The organism is Streptomyces rubradiris, assembly GCF_016860525.1.
GTDB lineage: Bacteria > Actinomycetota > Actinomycetes > Streptomycetales > Streptomycetaceae > Streptomyces > Streptomyces rubradiris.
Genome location: NZ_BNEA01000015.1, coordinates 96,112 through 112,417 on the forward strand (window position 1 = coordinate 96,112; position 16,306 = coordinate 112,417).

General features: G+C 72.4%; 13 protein-coding genes. 6 read left to right on the forward strand and 7 right to left on the reverse strand.

Annotated elements, in window-relative coordinates:
* Positions 1-73 precede the first annotated feature (73 nt).
* The 3 genes from Srubr_RS13880 to Srubr_RS13890 are packed head-to-tail and all read right to left on the reverse strand — an operon-like array spanning position 74 to position 4,489.
* Positions 74-1,339 carry a CE1 family esterase gene (locus Srubr_RS13880; protein ID WP_229926778.1) on the reverse strand — a complete coding sequence of 422 codons (1,266 nt, stop codon included), beginning with the start codon at positions 1,337-1,339 and terminating at the stop codon, positions 74-76.
* Between the two features lie 38 nt (positions 1,340-1,377).
* Complete coding sequence (locus Srubr_RS13885) at positions 1,378-2,796, reverse strand: glycoside hydrolase family 43 protein (protein ID WP_229926779.1); 1,419 nt, start codon at positions 2,794-2,796, stop codon at positions 1,378-1,380.
* A 46-nt stretch (positions 2,797-2,842) separates the two neighbouring features.
* The gene (locus Srubr_RS13890; protein WP_189997014.1) at positions 2,843-4,489 is read right to left on the reverse strand and encodes a glycoside hydrolase family 27 protein; all 1,647 of its coding nucleotides are present in this window, start codon (positions 4,487-4,489) and stop codon (positions 2,843-2,845) included.
* Positions 4,490-4,859: 370 nt separating this feature from the next.
* Between Srubr_RS13890 and Srubr_RS13895 the strand changes: the two genes are divergently transcribed.
* Entirely contained in the window at positions 4,860-5,966 is a 1,107-nt protein-coding gene (locus Srubr_RS13895; RefSeq protein WP_189997015.1) for a ricin-type beta-trefoil lectin domain protein, read from the forward strand.
* Between the two features lie 69 nt (positions 5,967-6,035).
* Here the strand turns inward: Srubr_RS13895 and Srubr_RS13900 are convergent, their stop codons facing one another.
* The 4 genes from Srubr_RS13900 to Srubr_RS13915 form a co-directional block, all read right to left on the reverse strand.
* The gene (locus Srubr_RS13900) at positions 6,036-6,494 is read right to left on the reverse strand and encodes a MaoC family dehydratase (RefSeq protein WP_189997016.1); all 459 of its coding nucleotides are present in this window, start codon (positions 6,492-6,494) and stop codon (positions 6,036-6,038) included.
* A 75-nt stretch (positions 6,495-6,569) separates the two neighbouring features.
* Positions 6,570-8,123 carry an acyl-CoA synthetase gene (locus tag Srubr_RS13905; protein ID WP_189997017.1) on the reverse strand — a complete coding sequence of 518 codons (1,554 nt, stop codon included), beginning with the start codon at positions 8,121-8,123 and terminating at the stop codon, positions 6,570-6,572.
* A gap of 13 nt (positions 8,124-8,136) precedes the next feature.
* Positions 8,137-9,018 carry an amidohydrolase family protein gene (locus tag Srubr_RS13910; RefSeq protein WP_189997018.1) on the reverse strand — a complete coding sequence of 294 codons (882 nt, stop codon included), beginning with the start codon at positions 9,016-9,018 and terminating at the stop codon, positions 8,137-8,139.
* A 34-nt stretch (positions 9,019-9,052) separates the two neighbouring features.
* Positions 9,053-9,964 (reverse strand): SDR family NAD(P)-dependent oxidoreductase, encoded by a 912-nt coding sequence (locus tag Srubr_RS13915; protein ID WP_189997019.1) that lies wholly within the window; start codon positions 9,962-9,964, stop codon positions 9,053-9,055.
* 109 nt (positions 9,965-10,073) lie between these two features.
* On the opposite strand from Srubr_RS13915, the gene Srubr_RS13920 reads away from it, so the two are divergent.
* The 5 genes from Srubr_RS13920 to Srubr_RS13940 all read left to right on the forward strand — a co-directional run bounded on the left by Srubr_RS13920 (position 10,074) and on the right by Srubr_RS13940 (position 16,228).
* Entirely contained in the window at positions 10,074-10,946 is an 873-nt protein-coding gene (locus tag Srubr_RS13920; RefSeq protein WP_308439916.1) for a PaaX family transcriptional regulator, read from the forward strand.
* Positions 10,947-11,564: 618 nt separating this feature from the next.
* Positions 11,565-12,947 carry an alpha/beta fold hydrolase gene (locus Srubr_RS13925; RefSeq protein WP_189997020.1) on the forward strand — a complete coding sequence of 461 codons (1,383 nt, stop codon included), beginning with the start codon at positions 11,565-11,567 and terminating at the stop codon, positions 12,945-12,947.
* A gap of 47 nt (positions 12,948-12,994) precedes the next feature.
* Positions 12,995-14,602 carry an MFS transporter gene (locus Srubr_RS13930; protein ID WP_189997021.1) on the forward strand — a complete coding sequence of 536 codons (1,608 nt, stop codon included), beginning with the start codon at positions 12,995-12,997 and terminating at the stop codon, positions 14,600-14,602.
* Between the two features lie 316 nt (positions 14,603-14,918).
* Complete coding sequence (locus Srubr_RS13935) at positions 14,919-15,458, forward strand: DUF1697 domain-containing protein (RefSeq protein WP_189997022.1); 540 nt, start codon at positions 14,919-14,921, stop codon at positions 15,456-15,458.
* 194 nt (positions 15,459-15,652) lie between these two features.
* Positions 15,653-16,228 carry a YdeI/OmpD-associated family protein gene (locus tag Srubr_RS13940; RefSeq protein ID WP_189997023.1) on the forward strand — a complete coding sequence of 192 codons (576 nt, stop codon included), beginning with the start codon at positions 15,653-15,655 and terminating at the stop codon, positions 16,226-16,228.
* Positions 16,229-16,306 lie beyond the last annotated feature (78 nt).

Here is a 16,306-nt window from a genome sequence, read left to right on the forward strand (position 1 = left end):
CGAAGAGAGCGGGCCGGGGGTGACGGCGTCACGGCGGCCGGGGTTCACCGGCCGCCGCTCCGTGGCCTCTTGGTCACCCGCAGGCGGTGCCGTTGAGGGCGTAGGAGCCCGGTCCCGCGGTGTCGCCGCCGTGGGTGGCCTGGAAACCGATGCCGACCGACGCGCCGGGAGCGATGGAGGCGTTGTGGGAGACGTTCCTGGCCGTCACCCGGCCGGAAGCGGGCGAGTAGTCGGCGTTCCAGCCGGAGGTGATGGTCTGGCCCTCGGGCAGGGTGAAGGCGAGGGACCAGCCGTCGATCGCGGTCGTGCCGGTGTTGGTGAGGGTGAGGTTCGCGGTCAGCCCGGTGTTCCACGCGTTGACGGTGCTGGTGACCTGGCAGGCCGCCGTCCCCGGGGGCGGGGTGGTCTGGAACTGCGTGAAGAACTTCCAGATCTCCTGCGGCAGCCAGGTCCTGGAGCCGCTGTCGCCCGGGGCGCCGTCCTGCGGAGCTGCGATGTGCCCTTCGTCGAACGCGGCCCAGACGACCGGATGGCCGGCCGAGCAGCCCGAGTAGGCGGTGACCCGGTGGGTCAGGCTGCCCTGGGCCGGCTCGGGCGGGTTCTGGGCGGTGCAGCCGTTGTTCCTGACGAACCTGTCCCGCATCGCCCGGCCGCCGGAGATGCCGAGGACGTTGTCCCTGAGACCGTGCGCTCCGAAGTAGGCGATGGGCCGGGTGCCGTCGCCGCAGCCGCTGAGCACCCCGCCGCTCTGGACCGCGACCGCGCGGAACACCGTCGCGCGGGAACACGCGAGCGAGTACGACATGGCGGCACCGTAGCTGAACCCCAGGGCGAAGCGCTGTGTCTGGTCGACACACAGGTCCGCCTCGATCCGCCTGATCATGTCGTCGACGAAGGTGATGTCCTGCCCGCCGGTGTTGGCCCAGCCGTTGTCGAGGCCCTGGGGCGCGACGAAGACGGCGCTGTTGTCCGCCAGGCGCTGCAGCCCGTAGTACGCCCAGGTGCCCGGGTCCACGGTGCGGCCGGTGGCGACGTCGGTGGAGGTGCCGCCCAGCCAGTGGAAGCCGAAGACCAGCCGGTAGGCGCGGTCACGGTCGTAGCCGTCGGGGACCCGCAGGATGAAGTTCCGGTTCTTGCCGCCGCTCTGGATCGTGTACGTACCGCTCGTCAAGGTCGGGGCCTTGCCGCAACCCGGGCTCGCGGCGGCGGCACTGACGGGTGCCGCAGTGGTTCCGGCGGGTGCGGCGGCGGCGCGGCCCTGCGCCGTGCCGCCCATGCCGACGACCAGCAGCACCGCGAGCAGGCCGGGCCATAAGAGGGATCTCGTCCTTGTCGTCATGCGACTTCCCTTCTGTTCGGGCAGTGCCTTGTGCCGGGTCAGGACGCGGCAGGGGCGAATCGCCACCAGTCGACGTTGAGCAGGTAGCCGCTGCCGCCGGTGAAGCGCAGGTAGAGGTCCTGGGTCCCCGTGGCGCCGCTGACCGGGCAGGTCACCGAGGTCCACGTCTGCCAGCCGCCGGTGGAGGCCACACCGCACCGGCCCACGAGCGTCCCGTTCGGGGAGCCCAGCCGCAGTTCGACGGTGCCGCCGCCGCTGCCCGAGGCGACGCGCGCGGTGAAGGAGGAAGCGCCCGGCCCGAAGGCCACGCCCTTGACCTTGATGTAGTCGCCGTTGTCGATCCAGCCGACATCCCTTCCGCCGTCACTGGCCGGTTCGGTCTCGATTCCGGATGCCCAGGCGATCGTCTCGGCCTCTTGGCGCACGTACGGGTCGAGCGTGCCGGTCTGCGGTGCGCCGGCGTTCGTCATGCCGATCACCGGGATCGTGCCGTCGGCGTTGTAGGTGAACCGCTCCACCGCGACGGAGCGGGTGAAGCCGCCGCCGCCCGGCAGTGCGCCGTTGTGGTAGAAGAAGTACGAGTTGCCCTTGAAGTCCACGATCCCGGGGTGGTTGGTGAAGCTGCCGCCCTGTGTGGGCATGACCGTCCCGCGGTAGGTCCAGGGTCCGGTCGGACCGGGCGCCGTGGAGTAGGCGATGAACTCCGAGCAGCACTTGGCCGCGAACACCAGGTAGTACAGGCCGTTCCGCTTGTGGACCCAGGGTCCCTCCTCGTACAGCGTGGGACGGTTGGGGTCGCCGGTGCGGGTGCCGAATCCCGCGGTGGTGAGCGGGATTCTGGTGGGGCTGCCCGAGTAGGAGGTCATGTCGGCGTTCAGCTTGACGTACCACAGGTTCGGGTTGCCCCAGTACAGATAGGCCTGGCCGTCGTCGTCGATGAAGACGCTCGGGTCGATCTCGCCGTTCTCCACCAGCGGATGGCCGAGGGCGTCCCGGAACGGGCCGGTGGGGCTGTCCGACACCGCCACGCCGATGGCCATCCGGCCGGTGGCCCGGTTCTTCACCGGCACGTACCAGTAGAACCGGCCGCCTCGCTGCACGGCCTGGCCCGCCCAGGCGTCGGCGGACGCCCAGCTGAAGGTGGCCAGGCTGAGGGGTGAGCCGTGGTCGGTCCAGTTGACCATGTCGGCGGAGGACCACACCCGCCAGTCCTTCATGGTGAAGTACGTGGAGCCGTCCTCGTCGTGCCCGGTGTAGAGGTAGACCCGCCCGTCGTGGACCAGCGGGGCCGGGTCCGCGGTGTAGACGTGCTGCACGATCGGGTTGTCGGCCCTGGCCGGTGTGGGCGCGACCGCGGCGGGGACGACGGCGAACGCCAGCAGCAGACCCAGGGTCCAGGCGAGTGCCCGGCCGAGCCTCGTGCCGCCGGCGGACGACTGCCGGAGCGGGATCGTCATCGTGGCCTCCTCAGGGTGCCGGCGGACGGCTGCCGCGCGATGTCCCTCATGGGCGGGACCACTTCTGGGCGGCCCGGCCGTCGCAGGTCCACAGGACCAGCGGGGTTCCGTTGGCCGTGGCCGAGCGGTCGGTGTCGAGGCACAGTCCGGCGTGGACGTTGCGGATCGTTCCGTCCGGGCCGAGGGTCCACCTCTGGTTGTCCTGGCCGTTGCAGGGCCAGGTGATGACGCGGGTGCCGTTGGTGGTGCCCCGGTCGTAGGCGTCCAGGCACTTGTCGCCGTAGACCCGGATCTCGCCGCCCGCCCACGTGGTCCACAGCTGGTTCGCGGCCGTGTGGCAGTCCCAGAGCAGGACCGTGGCCCCGGTGGCGGTGGAGGCGTTGTCCACGTCCGCGCAGCGGCCGGACGCCCCGCCGCGCAGCCGCGAGGTGGTGGCGGCCAGCGGGCTGCCACCGCTCACCCGGTACACGGCCACGCCGTGCGCGGGAACGTTCGCCGAGATCTGCCCGGACGTGCTCGACGTACCGCCGGTCCACAGGTCGGTGAGGGTGAACGACCCACCGGACAGACCGACTTGCGCGGCCGAGGCGGAGACCGTCGCGGCTCCCGATCCCCGGTTGAACAGGCCCACCGCGACCGAACCGTCCGACAGCGGCTTGGCGAACACCTCGGTGGCACCGTCGTCGCGCACCCTGCGTCCTCCCGCGCCCAGCGGGTCCTGGTTGACCGCCAGCAGACGCGGATTGCGCAGGACGGCGCTCACGTCGGCGGACATGGTGCGGATGTCGTTGCCGGCCATCAGCGGGGCGCCCAGCAGGGCCCACAGGGCGAAGTGGGAGCGGGACTCGGTCAGCGACAGGCCGGGACGGCCGACGACCAGCATGTCGGGGTCGTTGAAGTGTCCCGGGCCGGACTGGGCCGCCAACGGCGCGGTGACGTCGAGGACGTTGCCGACGCCCATCGGATAGCTGTTGGTGTTGCCGTTCTGCCAGATGTCGAGCAGGTCCTCGGTCGTCCGCCACAGGTCGGCGACCTCACCCCAGTCGTAGGTGGCGCCGGTGATGGCGTGCAGGCTGTTGGGGTTGATGCTGTAGACGATCGGACGGCCGGTGGCGCGCAGCGCGTCCCGCATGAGCGTGAACCGCGCGACCTGTTCGTCACGGGTACCGCTGGAGGAACACCAGTCGTACTTGAGGTAGTCGACGCCCCACGAGGCGAACGCGGCGGCGTCCTGGGCCTCGTGGCCCTTGCTGCCGGTCGACCCCGGGTAGCCGCCGGTCGCCTGCGCGCAGGTGCGCTCGTTCGGCGCCTGGTAGATGCCGAACTTCAGGCCCTTGCCGTGGATGTAGTCCCCGAGTGCCTTCATCCCGCTCGGGAACTTGGTGGGATGCGCCCGCAGGTTGCCCCGCGCGTCACGCTGTGGGTCGAACCAGCAGTCGTCGACCACCACATACCGGTAGCCGGCGTCCCGCATGCCCGAGGACACCATCGCGTCGGCGGCCTGGCGGACCTGGGCCTCGGTGATGCCGCACCCGAAGCTGTTCCAGCTGTTCCAGCCCAGCGGCGGGGTGAGCGCCGGGCTGCCCGGCGCGGCGGAGGCGGTGGAGTGAGAGGCGGCCGTCAGGGACGCGGTGACCGTCAGTGCGGCGGTCGCAAGGAGGCGGAGCAGTCGTCCGCCTGATCGTCTGAGCACCAAGGGCTCCTTGGAATCCAAGTGGTTCGCAATTTCGAACGACATTCGGAAAGTCGGGCCTCCCGGATACTAGAGAGACCTCCGGGCATGTCAACACCGTCGACCTCCAGGCTTTGCCGACCCAGCCGACACGAACCGCGCATGGACGTGGAACTGCGACTTCGCCAACGCACCTGGGAAAGGGCCTCGTTCGAATATTTCGGAGCGGCCGGCGAATTATGCGAGGAGGATTGACGCGCCCTGCCGACCGCCTATCATCCACGTTGCTCGACAGGCCAACCTACGTTCGATATCGCGAACTTACCGCTCGGTCCATGGACGGCAAGCGATCCCGTCGCCTCAGCCATCACTCTCAGAAGAGGACATGTGCATGAGAAAGTCCTGGATTCTCGCCCTGGTCACGCTCGTCGCCGCCGCCCTCGGGGTCATGACGGCCGGTGTGGCCCCCGCGTCCGCCGCCTCGAACACGCCTTTGCGTCTCATGCCGTTGGGCGACTCCATAACCTGGGGCGTGGGAAGCAGCACGGGCAACGGCTACCGGGGGCCGTTGTGGAACAAGCTCGCGGCGGACGGGCATCCACTGGACTTCGTGGGCACGGTGCGCAACGGTTCGATGTCCGACCCCGACAACGAGGGCCACTCCGGATACCGCATCGACCAGATCGCCGCACTGGCCGACGCCTCGCTGACCCGTTACCGGCCCAACGTCGTGACACTGCACATCGGAACCAACGACCTCCAGGGGGCCTCCGAGGCCGACACCGCCATCTCCCGGCTGCGGTCGCTGGTCGGTCAGGTCACCGCCGACGTCCCCGACGCCACCGTCCTCGTCGCTTCCCTGGTCGTGTCCACCAGCGCCTCGGAGGAACGGTTCCGGGGCGCGTACAACCAGGCCGTCTCCCGCATCGTCAGCGACGCGCGGGCCGCGGGCAAGCACGTCGGGTACGTGGACATGAGCGGCCTGACCACGGCCGACCTGGCCGACTCCCTGCATCCCGACGACGCCGGCTACCAGAAGATGGCCGACGCCTTCCACCGCGGCGTCCAGGCCGCGGACAACGCCGGGTGGCTGAAGAACCCCGCCCCCGCCCCCACCCGCGTGCAGTCCGGCATCACCGGCAAGTGCCTGGACGTCAGCGACGCCGACAGCGCCGACGGGACCGCCGTCCAGATCTGGAGCTGCGGCAACGGCGCCAACCAGATCTGGTCCGCCTACACCGACGGCACCCTGCGCTCCCTGGGCAAGTGCCTCGACGCGGCCGGCGGGAGCACGGCCAACGGCACGAAGGTGCAGATCTGGTCCTGCCACGGCGGCGCCAATCAGGTCTGGCAGCCCTACAACGGGGGCTACCGCAACCCCGCCTCCGGCCGCTGCCTCGATGACCCCGGCTTCTCCACGGCCGACGGCACGCGGCTCCAGCTGTGGGACTGCACCGGGGGCGCCAACCAGAAGTGGACCGCGCCGGCCGCCGGTTGACGTCGGAGCCGGGTCGGCCATCACGGGCCGCCACGGACCGGCATCGAGCCGCTCAAGCGGCCGGCGGCCTCAGGCGTAGTGCCGGTAGACGGCCTGGGCGACGCACGCGGGCTTGGCGTTGCCCTCCGCCTCTACGGTGAAGGTGAGCCGCATCTGCACGCCGTCGCCCTTGACGTCCTCCACGGAGTCGACCACGCCGTGCAGGCGGATCCTGGCGCCGACGGGCACCGGGCTGGGGAAACGGACCTTCTCCAGGCCGTAGTTCACGCTCATGGAGACGCCGTCGATGTCCAGCAGCTCGTTGAAGAGCGGGATGATCAGGGACAGGGTGAGGTAGCCGTGCGCGATGGGCCCGCCGAAGGGGCCGGCCTTGGCGCGCTCCGGGTCGGTGTGGATCCACTGGTGGTCGTCGGTGGCGTCGGCGAAGGTGTTCACCCGGTCCTGCGTGATCTCCCGCCAGTCGGTGCGGCCGAGGTCGGTGCCGGCCAGGGCCTTCAGCTCGTCGAGGCCGTGCGCGGTGGTGGGCATGGGGGTCCTTCCGGTCCTTGTGGCGCGGGTGTGCGCCCGCGTGGGTGTGTATGCGCGTGGGTGTGTATGCGCGTTTCAGCGGGGGGCGGACGAGCGGTCGTCGGCGGCGGCCTGGGCGTAGGCCGCGCGCACCGCGGGTTTGACCAGTTTGCCGGAGGCGGTGCGGGGCAGGGCCTCGGCGAAGACGACGGACTTGGGGATCTTGTACTTGGCCAGACGGCCGCGCAGGTGGTCGAGGATGTCCGCTTCCTCCGCGCGGGCTCCGGGTTTGAGGACGACGACGGCGCGGCCGACCTCGCCCCAGTGCGCGTCGGGGACGCCGATGACGGCGCACTCCTCGACGGCGGGGTGGCCGAGGACGGCGTTCTCGACCTCCGCCGGGTAGACGTTCTCTCCGCCGGAGATGAACATGTCCTTGACCCGGTCGACGATGTAGGCGAAGCCGTCCTCGTCGGTGCGGGCGACATCGCCGGTGCGCAGCCAGCCGTCGTCGGTGACCGCGGCGGCGGTCTCGGCGGGCCGGTTCCAGTAGCCCGTCATGACGTGGGGCCCGGACACCAGGATCTCCCCGCGCTCCCCCGGCCCGGCGTCCCGGCCGTCGGGCAGGACCACGCGGGTGTCGGTGAAGAAGTGCGGCACCCCCGCCGAGCCCGCCTTGGCGGAGGTCTGCTCCCGGTCCAGGAAGAGGACGCCGGGGGACGCCTCGGTCATGCCGTAGCCCTGGGCGAAGGCCAGCCCGCGGGCCAGGTAGGTGGCGATGGTGCGTTCGGGGACCGGTGCGCCGCCGCAGTTGAGGCTGCGCAGGCTGGTCAGGTCGGCCTCGGGCCAGCGCGGCCGGGCGGCGAGCGCGTCGTACATGGTGGGCACGCCGAACATGCAGGTCACCCGGTGGCTCTCGATCAGGCGCAGGACGCGGTCGGGGTCGAAGGCGCCGAGCAGGACGACCCGGCCGCCCTTGAGCAGGGTGGGCAGGCAGGTCATGTTCAGCGCCGCGGTGTGGAACAGCGGGGCGGTCACCAGCGTGACCTCGTCGGCGGCCAGGTCGAGGTCGACCAGGACGTTGACGCTGTTCCAGACGATGTTGGCGTGCGAGAGGACGGCGCCCTTGGGGTGGCCGGTGGTTCCCGAGGTGTACATGATCATGCATGGGTCGTCGGGGGCCACCGGCTCGTCCAGCGGTGCGGTGCCGCCGAGGGCGAGCAGGTCGTCGTAGCCGAGGGCGCCGGAGCCGGGCCCCGCGAGGGCGACGCGGTGGGAGACGCCGGCGTCGGCGGCGGCCTGGGCGGCGGCCTCGGCCTGGTCGGGGGCGTTGACGAGGACGGCGGCGCCGGAGTCGGTGAGGTGGTAGGCCAGTTCTGGGGCGGTCAGGCGGGTGTTGAGCGGCACGAAGACCGCGCCGAGGGCGCCGGCGGCGAACAGGGTCTCGAGGAAGGCCGGGTGGTTGGAACCCAGGTAGGCGACCCGGTCGCCGCGTGCCACGCCCAGGGTGCGCAGGGCGTGGGCCAGGCGCAGCACCCGCTCGTGCAGGTGCCGGTAGGTGATCTCGTGGTCCTCGTGGACGACGGCGATCCGGTCGGGGGTCTTGCGGGCTCGGCGTGCGGGCCAGGAGCCGATGCCTTGGTTGCGCACGGCGGCCTCCGTTTCAGTCTGTGGTCAGGCCGAGCAGGCGGGCGGCGTTGTCCTTCAGGATCTTGGGGCGGACCTCGGGTTTGATGTCGAGCTTCTCGAAGTCGGCGAGCCACCGGTCGGGGGTGATGACCGGGTAGTCGGAGCCGAAGAGGACCTTGTCCTTGAGCAGGGTGTTGGCGTAGCGCACCAGTTGCGGCGGGAAGTACTTCGGGGACCAGCCGGACAGGTCGATGTACACGTACGGTTTGTGGGTGGCCACCGCCAGCGCCTCGTCCTGCCAGGGGAAGGACGGGTGGGCGAGGATGATCCGCAGCTCGGGGAAGTCCACGGCGACGTCGTCCACCAGCATGGGGTCGGAGTACTTCAGGCGGATGCCGCCTCCGCCGGGGACGCCCGCGCCGATGCCGGTCTGTCCGGTGTGGAACAGCGCGGGCACGCCGAGTTCCTCGATGGCCTCGTACAGCGGGTAGGCGAGGCGGTCGTCGGGGGCGAAGGCCTGGATGCTCGGGTGGAACTTGAAGCCCCGCACGCCGTGTTCCTCGACCAGTCGGCGGGCCTCGCGGACCCCCGCCCGGCCCTTGTGGGGGTCGACGGAGGCGAACGGGATGAGGACGTCGGCGTGGGCGGCGCAGCTCTCGGCGATCTCTTCGTTGGAGATCCGCGGGTGCCCGGTGGCGTGCTCGGCGTCGACCGTGAAGACCACCGCGGCCATGCGGCGTTCGCGGTAGTACGCGGCCATCTCGTCGATGGTTGGCGTGCGGTGCCCGTGGGCCTTGAAGTACTCCGCGGAGGCGCCGAACAGCTCGGGGCTGAGCGCGCCGTGGCCGTCCTTGGAGATCTCGGCGTGCGTGTGGACGTCGATGGCGACGAGCCGGCCGGGGTCGGGGGATGTCATTCCTCGGCTCACCTTCCGTGGGAGGGCGGGGGGTTCAGGCGCCGGGGGCCTGGGGTGCGGGGATGCCGTACGTCTGCGGCTCGCGGCCGACCGAGACGGGCCAGGCCGCGGCGATGTCGTCGGCGCTCCAGCCGCCGTCCCGGTAGGCGGTGGCGATCTCCTGCGGGTGCGACCACAGGGCCAGCTTGTCGCCACCGATGCCGACGCATTGGCCGGTCACCGAGGCCGCGGCGTCGGAGGCGAGGTAGACGACGAGGCCGGCGACGTCCTCCGGGGTGCCGAAGCCCTCGGCCTTGCGCAGCCGGTCCGGCAGCGGTTCGCCGTGTTCCTCCCACGCCTCGACGTACGGGGCGAAGGCGGGGATGGTGCGGGTCATGCCGGTGGCGGCGACCGGGACCAGGGCGTTGGCGGTGATGCCGGCGCGGGCCAGTTCCATGGCCCAGGTGCGGGTCATCGCGGCGATGCCGGCCTTGGCGGCGGCGTAGTTGGTCTGGCCGAAGTTGCCGCGCTGCCCGGCCGGGGAACAGGCAGTGATGATGCGGCCGCCCTCGCCCTGTTCGCGCATCCGCACGGCGGCGGCCCGTACGCAGGTGAAGGTGCCGCGCAGGTGGACGCGGACGACGACGTCGAAGTCGTCGTCGGACATCTTCCACAGCACGCGGTCGCGCAGGATGCCGGCGTTGGTGACCATGACGTCCAGCCGGCCGAAGGCGTCCACGGCCCGGGTCACCAGCGCCTCGGCGACCTCGCCGGTCCCCACCGGGCCCACCTCGGCCACGGCCCGGCCGCCGGCCGCGGTGATCTGCTTGACCGCGTGCGCGGCGGCCTCGGCGTCCACGTCGTTGACGACCACCGCCGCGCCGGCGCGGGCCAGGGCGGAGGCGTAGGCGAATCCGAGGCCGCGTCCGCTTCCGGTGACGACGGCGACCTTGTTCGAGAGATCCATGTGTGCGCAGTCCTTGCCTTGCGGGTGTGCCGACGAGGGCGACGTTAGGCGTTTCGATTACGGCCGTCAATGGTGTGCCGAACTTTCCCGCCGCCCTACACTGAGCCGCGTGACCGGGAGACAGACCACGCCCTCGACGGGCCAGGAGGAAGGGGCCGCGGCGTCCGCGCGGCCGCAGACGCTGATGCTGAGCTTCCTGGGCCTGTACGTCCTGGAGCACGGCAGCGCGGTCTATTCGGGCAGCGTCATCGACGTGTTCGCGCGCGTCGGGGTCTCCGAGGACGCGGTGCGCTCCACGCTGACCCGGATGGTCAAGCGCGACCTGCTGGCCCGTCACCGCCGCGGCCGCAAGATGTACTTCGGGCTCACCGCGCGCTCCGCCGAGGTGCTGCGCGACGGTCACGACCGCGTCTGGGGCGCGGGCGCCGTCAACCGCGACTGGGACGGCACCTGGACCCTGGTCGGCTTCTCGCTGCCCGAGGCATGGCGCAGCCAGCGCCACGACCTGCGCTCACGCCTGGTGTGGGCCGGCTTCGGCCCGCTGCAGAACGGCCTGTGGATCGCGCCGGGGCACCTGGACGTCCCCGCCGTCGTCGCCGGGCTCGGCCTGGAGGACCACCTCAACGTGCTGCGCGGGCACGCGGCCGAGCCGACCGAGGCCGCACAGCTGCTGCACCGGGCCTTCGACACGGCCGGCATCGCCGAGCGCTACCGTGCCTTCCTCGGCCAGTGGGACCGCCCGGACCCGCTGCCGTCCGCCCCGGACGACCTGGCCCGGCAGCTCCTGCTGCACACCGACTGGCTGCAGCTCGTCCGCTCCGATCCGCGTCTGCCCGCGGAGCACCTTCCCGAGGACTGGCCCGCCATCCGCGCCGAGCACGTCTTCCGCACGCTGTCCGCCCAGTACGACGCCCCGGCCAAGCAGTTGGCCGACGCGGTGCTGGACACCATACCGGCGGAGCCGACGGCCGGGCGGGACTGAGCGGGAGCAGAACCGAGCAGGGCGGGGGCAGGACCGAGCGGCGCGGGAGCAGGACCGAGCAGGGCGGGGGCAGAACCGAGCAGGGCGGGGCAGGACCGAGCGGGGCAGGGGGCGGTGCGACGCCCTACGGGCGCGATCGTCCCAGGGGCCCAACCGCCCCACGGGCGCGATCGCCCCACGGGCACGGCCTCTCCATGGGCCGGGCCTCTCCATGGGCCGGACCTCTCCATGGGCCGGGCCTCTCCATGGGCACGGCCTCTCCATGAATGCGGGCCGTCACACCGGCGCGGTCGCGGGCGGTCGTAGAGCCGGATCACGTAAACGTTCGTCACTTCATTGACCGCCGTCCACGATCGGCCCTATATTCGGCGCACCCGCCGCTGGGACCGGGGCTTCGCGGACCCTTCCGCCACGCCGTCCGCCTGCCCATCGGCGGCTCGCGGACCCAGCACGGCCGGCACAGCCCGCCGAACAGCACACCGAGGCGCCTTCGGCGGTCGTTCCCTCGCATCGCTCACACGCCCCTCGTGCGCACGCCCCTCGTCACGGCCCCACCCCCCGCCGCACAGCCCCATCCGCCGTACAGCCCCCACCCGCCGTACAGAGATGAGCCCGCACATGCCGAAGTTCGCGCTCGGCGCGGCCGCGCTGGCCGCCGCCCTCGCCGTCACCGCAGCAGCACCCGCCACCGCACGGAGCGACACCCCGCAGAACTCCGCGACGGCCACCGCCACCACGCGCCACCTGAACGGGCGCCTCCCGGACGGCGCGAGCTGGATCGCCGACGTGCCCGCCCGCTGGAACGGCACCCTGCTGCTGTTCAGCCACGGCTACGGCCCCACCACCGCCCAGAACGCGCCCTCCCCCGCCGCCGGCCGGGCCCTCCTGGCCGAGGGCTACGCGCTGGCCGGCTCCTCCTACGACCCGAACGGCCCCTGGTGGGCGCTGGAGAGCGCCGAACGCGACCAGCTCGCCACCCAGGAGGCGTTCGCCGACGCCGTGGGCCGCCCCGCCCGCACCCTGTCCGTCGGGCAGTCCATGGGCGGCCTGGTCAACGCCCGGCTCGCGCGGGACGCGGGCGGCCGCATCGACGGCGCCCTGGGCCTGTGCGGCCTGGTCGCCGGCGGTGTCGACCTGGGGAACTACCAGCTGGACGCCGAGTACACCATCGCCTCCCTGCTCGCCCCGGACGAGCACCTGCGGCTGGTGGACTTCGCCGACCAGGCCGCCGCCGTCGCGACCGGTGCCCGGCTCACCGCCGCCGTGGAGCGGGCCCAGGCCACGCCGGCGGGCCGGGCGCGGATCGCGCTCGCCGCCGCGTACCTCAACCTGCCCGACTGGGCCCCGGGGCAGAAGCCGCCCGCGCCCGGCGACGCCGAGGAACAGGAGGCCCAGCAGTACGCCTGGTTCGCCCAGGGCGTGCTGTCCTTCATCGTGCCCGCGCGGTACTCCGTCGAGCAGTCGGCGGGCGGCAACGCCTCCTGGAACACGGGCGTGGACTACGCCGGCCTGCTGCGCTCCTCCGAGCACGCCGACGAGGTCGAGTCGCTGTACCGGACGGCGGGACTGGACCTGCGCACCGACCTCACCGCCCTGACCCGCGGCGCCCGGGTGCACGCCGACCCGCAGGCGGTGCGCCGCCTCGAGCGCACCTCCACCGCCGGGCAGGGCCTGGCCATGCCGCTGCTGGACCTGCACACCACCTCGGACCAACTGGTCCCCGTGCAGCAGGAGAACGCGTTCGCCGCCCGGGTACGGGCCGCCGGCGACGGCGCCTTGCTGCGTCAGGCCTACGTCGCCCGCCAGGGCCACTGCGACTTCACCGCGGCCGAGGTCGTCGCGGGCGTGCACGCCCTGGAGCACCGGGTGGCCACGGGCCGCTGGGACGGCGGCACCACGCCGGCGGCCCTCCAGCGCGCCGCGCAGGCCCTCGGCCTCGACGGAGCGGCATTCGTCCCCTACCGGCCCACGCGCCTCGTCGTCGGCCGCCACCACTCCTGATCCCGCGATCCCCGTCCCGCCGCCGGCCCTCCACCCCTGGACCCGTCATGTCGCTGACTGATCCCCGCTCCTCCGCGCACCCCGTCGGCCCCGCGCCGAGCCGGCTGCCGCTCGGCACCCTCGTCGCCGGCTGTCTCGCGGTCTGCCTCGCCCAGATCGCCCTCGCCGTGCCCGCCACCCTCAACGGCCTCTTCCAGCAGGACCTGCATCCGATCGGCTCCCAACTGACCTGGATCTCCGACGCGTTCCTGCTGCCGGTGACCGTGCTGGAACTCACCTTCGGCGTCCTGGGCGACCTGTTCGGACGCAAGCGGCTGCTGGTGGGCGGCTCCGTCCTGGTCGTCGTGGGCGAGGCCGTCTCCGCCGTGAGCGGCGGCGTCCACCCGCTGTGGGCGGGGCAGGTGATCTCCGGCCTCGGTGCGGCGGCGCTCTTCCCGACCTCGCTCGCCATGATCGCGGCGGGCACGCACAGCCACCGGGACCGGGCGCGCGCCATCACCGTGTGGGCGGCCGCCCTGTCCACCGGCGGGTTCGTGGCCCCCGTCATCGGCGGCGTCACCGGCAGCCACGGCTCCTGGCGTGCGGCGTTCGTGGTGGTGGTGGTGATCGCCGTGGCCAGCACCGTGGTCAGCCTGCTGGGCGCCTCCGACTCCCGGGCCCCCGAGGGCCGCTCGCTGGACCTCGGCGGGCAACTCACCGTCGGTATCGGCCTGTTCGCGCTGCTGTACGCGGTCATCCAGGGCCCCACGGACGGCTGGGGCTCGACCCCGGTCGTCGTCGCGTTCGGGGTCGCCGCGGTGTTCGTCGTGCTCTTCGTCGTCGCCGAGCGGCGCGCCCGTTCCCCGCTGCTGCGCCTGGACCTGTTCGCCAACCGGGCGTTCGCCGTCGCCTCGGTCGTCGCGGTCGTCGGCATGTTCAGCTTCCTGGGCACCGCCTACGCCACCAGCATCCGGCTGGGCCCCGTGCAGCACCAGAGCCCGCTGCGCACCTCCGTGGCCTTCCTGCTGCTCAACGGTCTGACCCTGGTGCTGGCCCCGCTCACCTCGCGGCTGCTGGAGCGGGTCAGCGGGCGCTGGATCCTCACCGCGGGCCTGGCGCTGATGGCCGCGGGCGACTTCCTCGCCGCGACCCTGCCGGTGCGGGACCGGGCGCTGACCTCCCTGGTGCTGCCCCTGGGACTGGTCGGTGCCGGGTTCGCGCTGACCGTCTCCTCGATCACCGCCACCGCCGTGAACACGGTCCCGCTGCGCTACGCCGGCATGGCGAGCGCCTCCACCAGCCTGCTGCGCGACTTCGGGTTCACCCTGGGCCCGGCGGTCATCGGCGCCGTCGCCCTGAGCCGCGCGGGCTCGCTGTTCAGCTCCGACCTGCGCCACTCCGCACTGAGCCCCCAGGTGAAGGCGGCCGCCGCCGAGGTCGCGGCGGAAGGCGGCCCGCTGGCCGTCAACTCCGTCCCGGCCACCGCACCGCCGGGCGGTGCCGCGCCGCTGGCCCTGCGGGCGCTCGGCCACGGGTACGCGCTGGGCTTCACGATCTGCGGCGCGGCGGCACTGGTCTCCTGCCTGCTGGCCCTGATCGCCCTGCGCCGCACGGACACCCCGCGGCACACCGGCACAGCCGCGCCCACGGTGCCCGAGACGGCACCGACCGCCTGAGCCACCCCGGGGAACGCCTGGCGGATTCCTCAACCACCTTGCACAGCAGGTCCGCTGGCTCTGAGGAGCGGCCGGCGTTCGGGGCGTCGCGGTCCCGCAAGCGGCTCGGGTGCGTGGGCGACTGCCAGTGGTGCTCCGCGATGTCATCGGGGTCGAAGCCGGTGCCGCGGGCGACCGGACCGTCCACGGTGACGCTCGCCGCGTGCGCTCCGGAGGCCCGTACCGCCGATCAAGCAGCGTGACCGGAGTCCGCCTTGCCCAGGGAGGCATCGGTCCTTCCTTGTCGGTGCCACGAGCCTGTGGGAGGGTGGGCGGAATGAGGAAGTACGTCGCGCTGCTGCGCGGGATCAACGTCGGCGGGCACGCCAGGATCGCGATGAAGGATCTCCGTGAGCTGTTCGGCGCGCTCGGATTCGACGAGGTCCAGACCTACCTGCAGAGCGGGAACGTGGTCTTCGCCGACCCGGCGGGGGCCGCGCCCGGTGAGGTGCGGGAGCGGATCGAGAAGGGCCTCGCCGATGGACTGGGCGTACCGGCAGGCGTGCTGCTGCGCACCGGCGCGTCACTGGGCCGGACGGTCACCGCCAACCCGTACCTGGACCGCGAGGACGACCCGGCCAGGCTGCACGTCACCTTCCTCGCCGGGACGCCGACCCCCGAGCAGGCGGCCGCCCTGCGCACCCCGGCCGGGGAGAGCGCCGAGTTCGCCCTGCTCGGCGACGAGATCCACCTGCACGTGCCGGGCGGCTACGGGCGGACCAAGCTGAACAACGCGTTCATCGAGCGCCGGCTCGGCATCGCCGCGACCACCCGGAACTGGAAGACCGTCAAAGCCCTGCACGGCATGGCGTCCTGACGGGCAGGACGTGGTGGTGCCGCCCGGCCGGAAGGAGGCGGCGGTCGCTCGACGCCTGCACCGCGCCGTTCCGCGCGCCGGGCGCGACGGGGCCTGCTCCCGCCCGGAACCGCTGTAGGCCGCCACGCGGTTCCGCCCGTCGGAAACCGACGGTTGTCGAGTCGCGGGCTACTCGGGAGTGGTTCACTGCCGGGGTGACTCAGGAGTTGGAGATCCTCTCATTCGGCTCGGCCGAGGCGTTCGAGGCCTGGCTCGCCGAGAACCACGCGTCCTGCCCCGGTATCTGGCTCAAGCTGCGCAAGAAGGGCCCGGGGATCGTCGCGCTGGACTACGCGCAGGCCCTCGACGTGGCGCTCTGCCACGGCTGGATCGACGGCCAGAAGGCCAAGTTCGATGACGAGTGGTGGCTGCAGCGGTTCACCCCCCGGAGGGCGCACAGCAAGTGGTCCAAGGTCAACCGGGACAAGGTCGCGGCGCTGATCGAGCAGGGCCGGATGCGTCCCGCCGGGCAGGCCGAGATCGACCGGGCGAAGGCGGACGGCCGGTGGGAGGCGGCTTACGACAGCGCGAGGACCGCGACGGTGCCGGACGACCTGACCGCCGCGCTGGCCGCCGAGCCGGCCGCCGCCGCGTTCTTCGAGACCCTGGACCGGCGCAACCGTTACGCGATCCTGTACCGGATCCAAGACGCCAAGAAGGCCGAGACCCGGGCCCGCCGGATCGAGAAGTTCGTCGCGATGCTGGCCAAGGGCGAGACACTCTCCCCGTGACCGGCCGGCACCCTCACAGCCCGCTGACACGGGCGTGACGTGTGACGACGGATCCTGAATGAACGGTGCCCCTCGGGG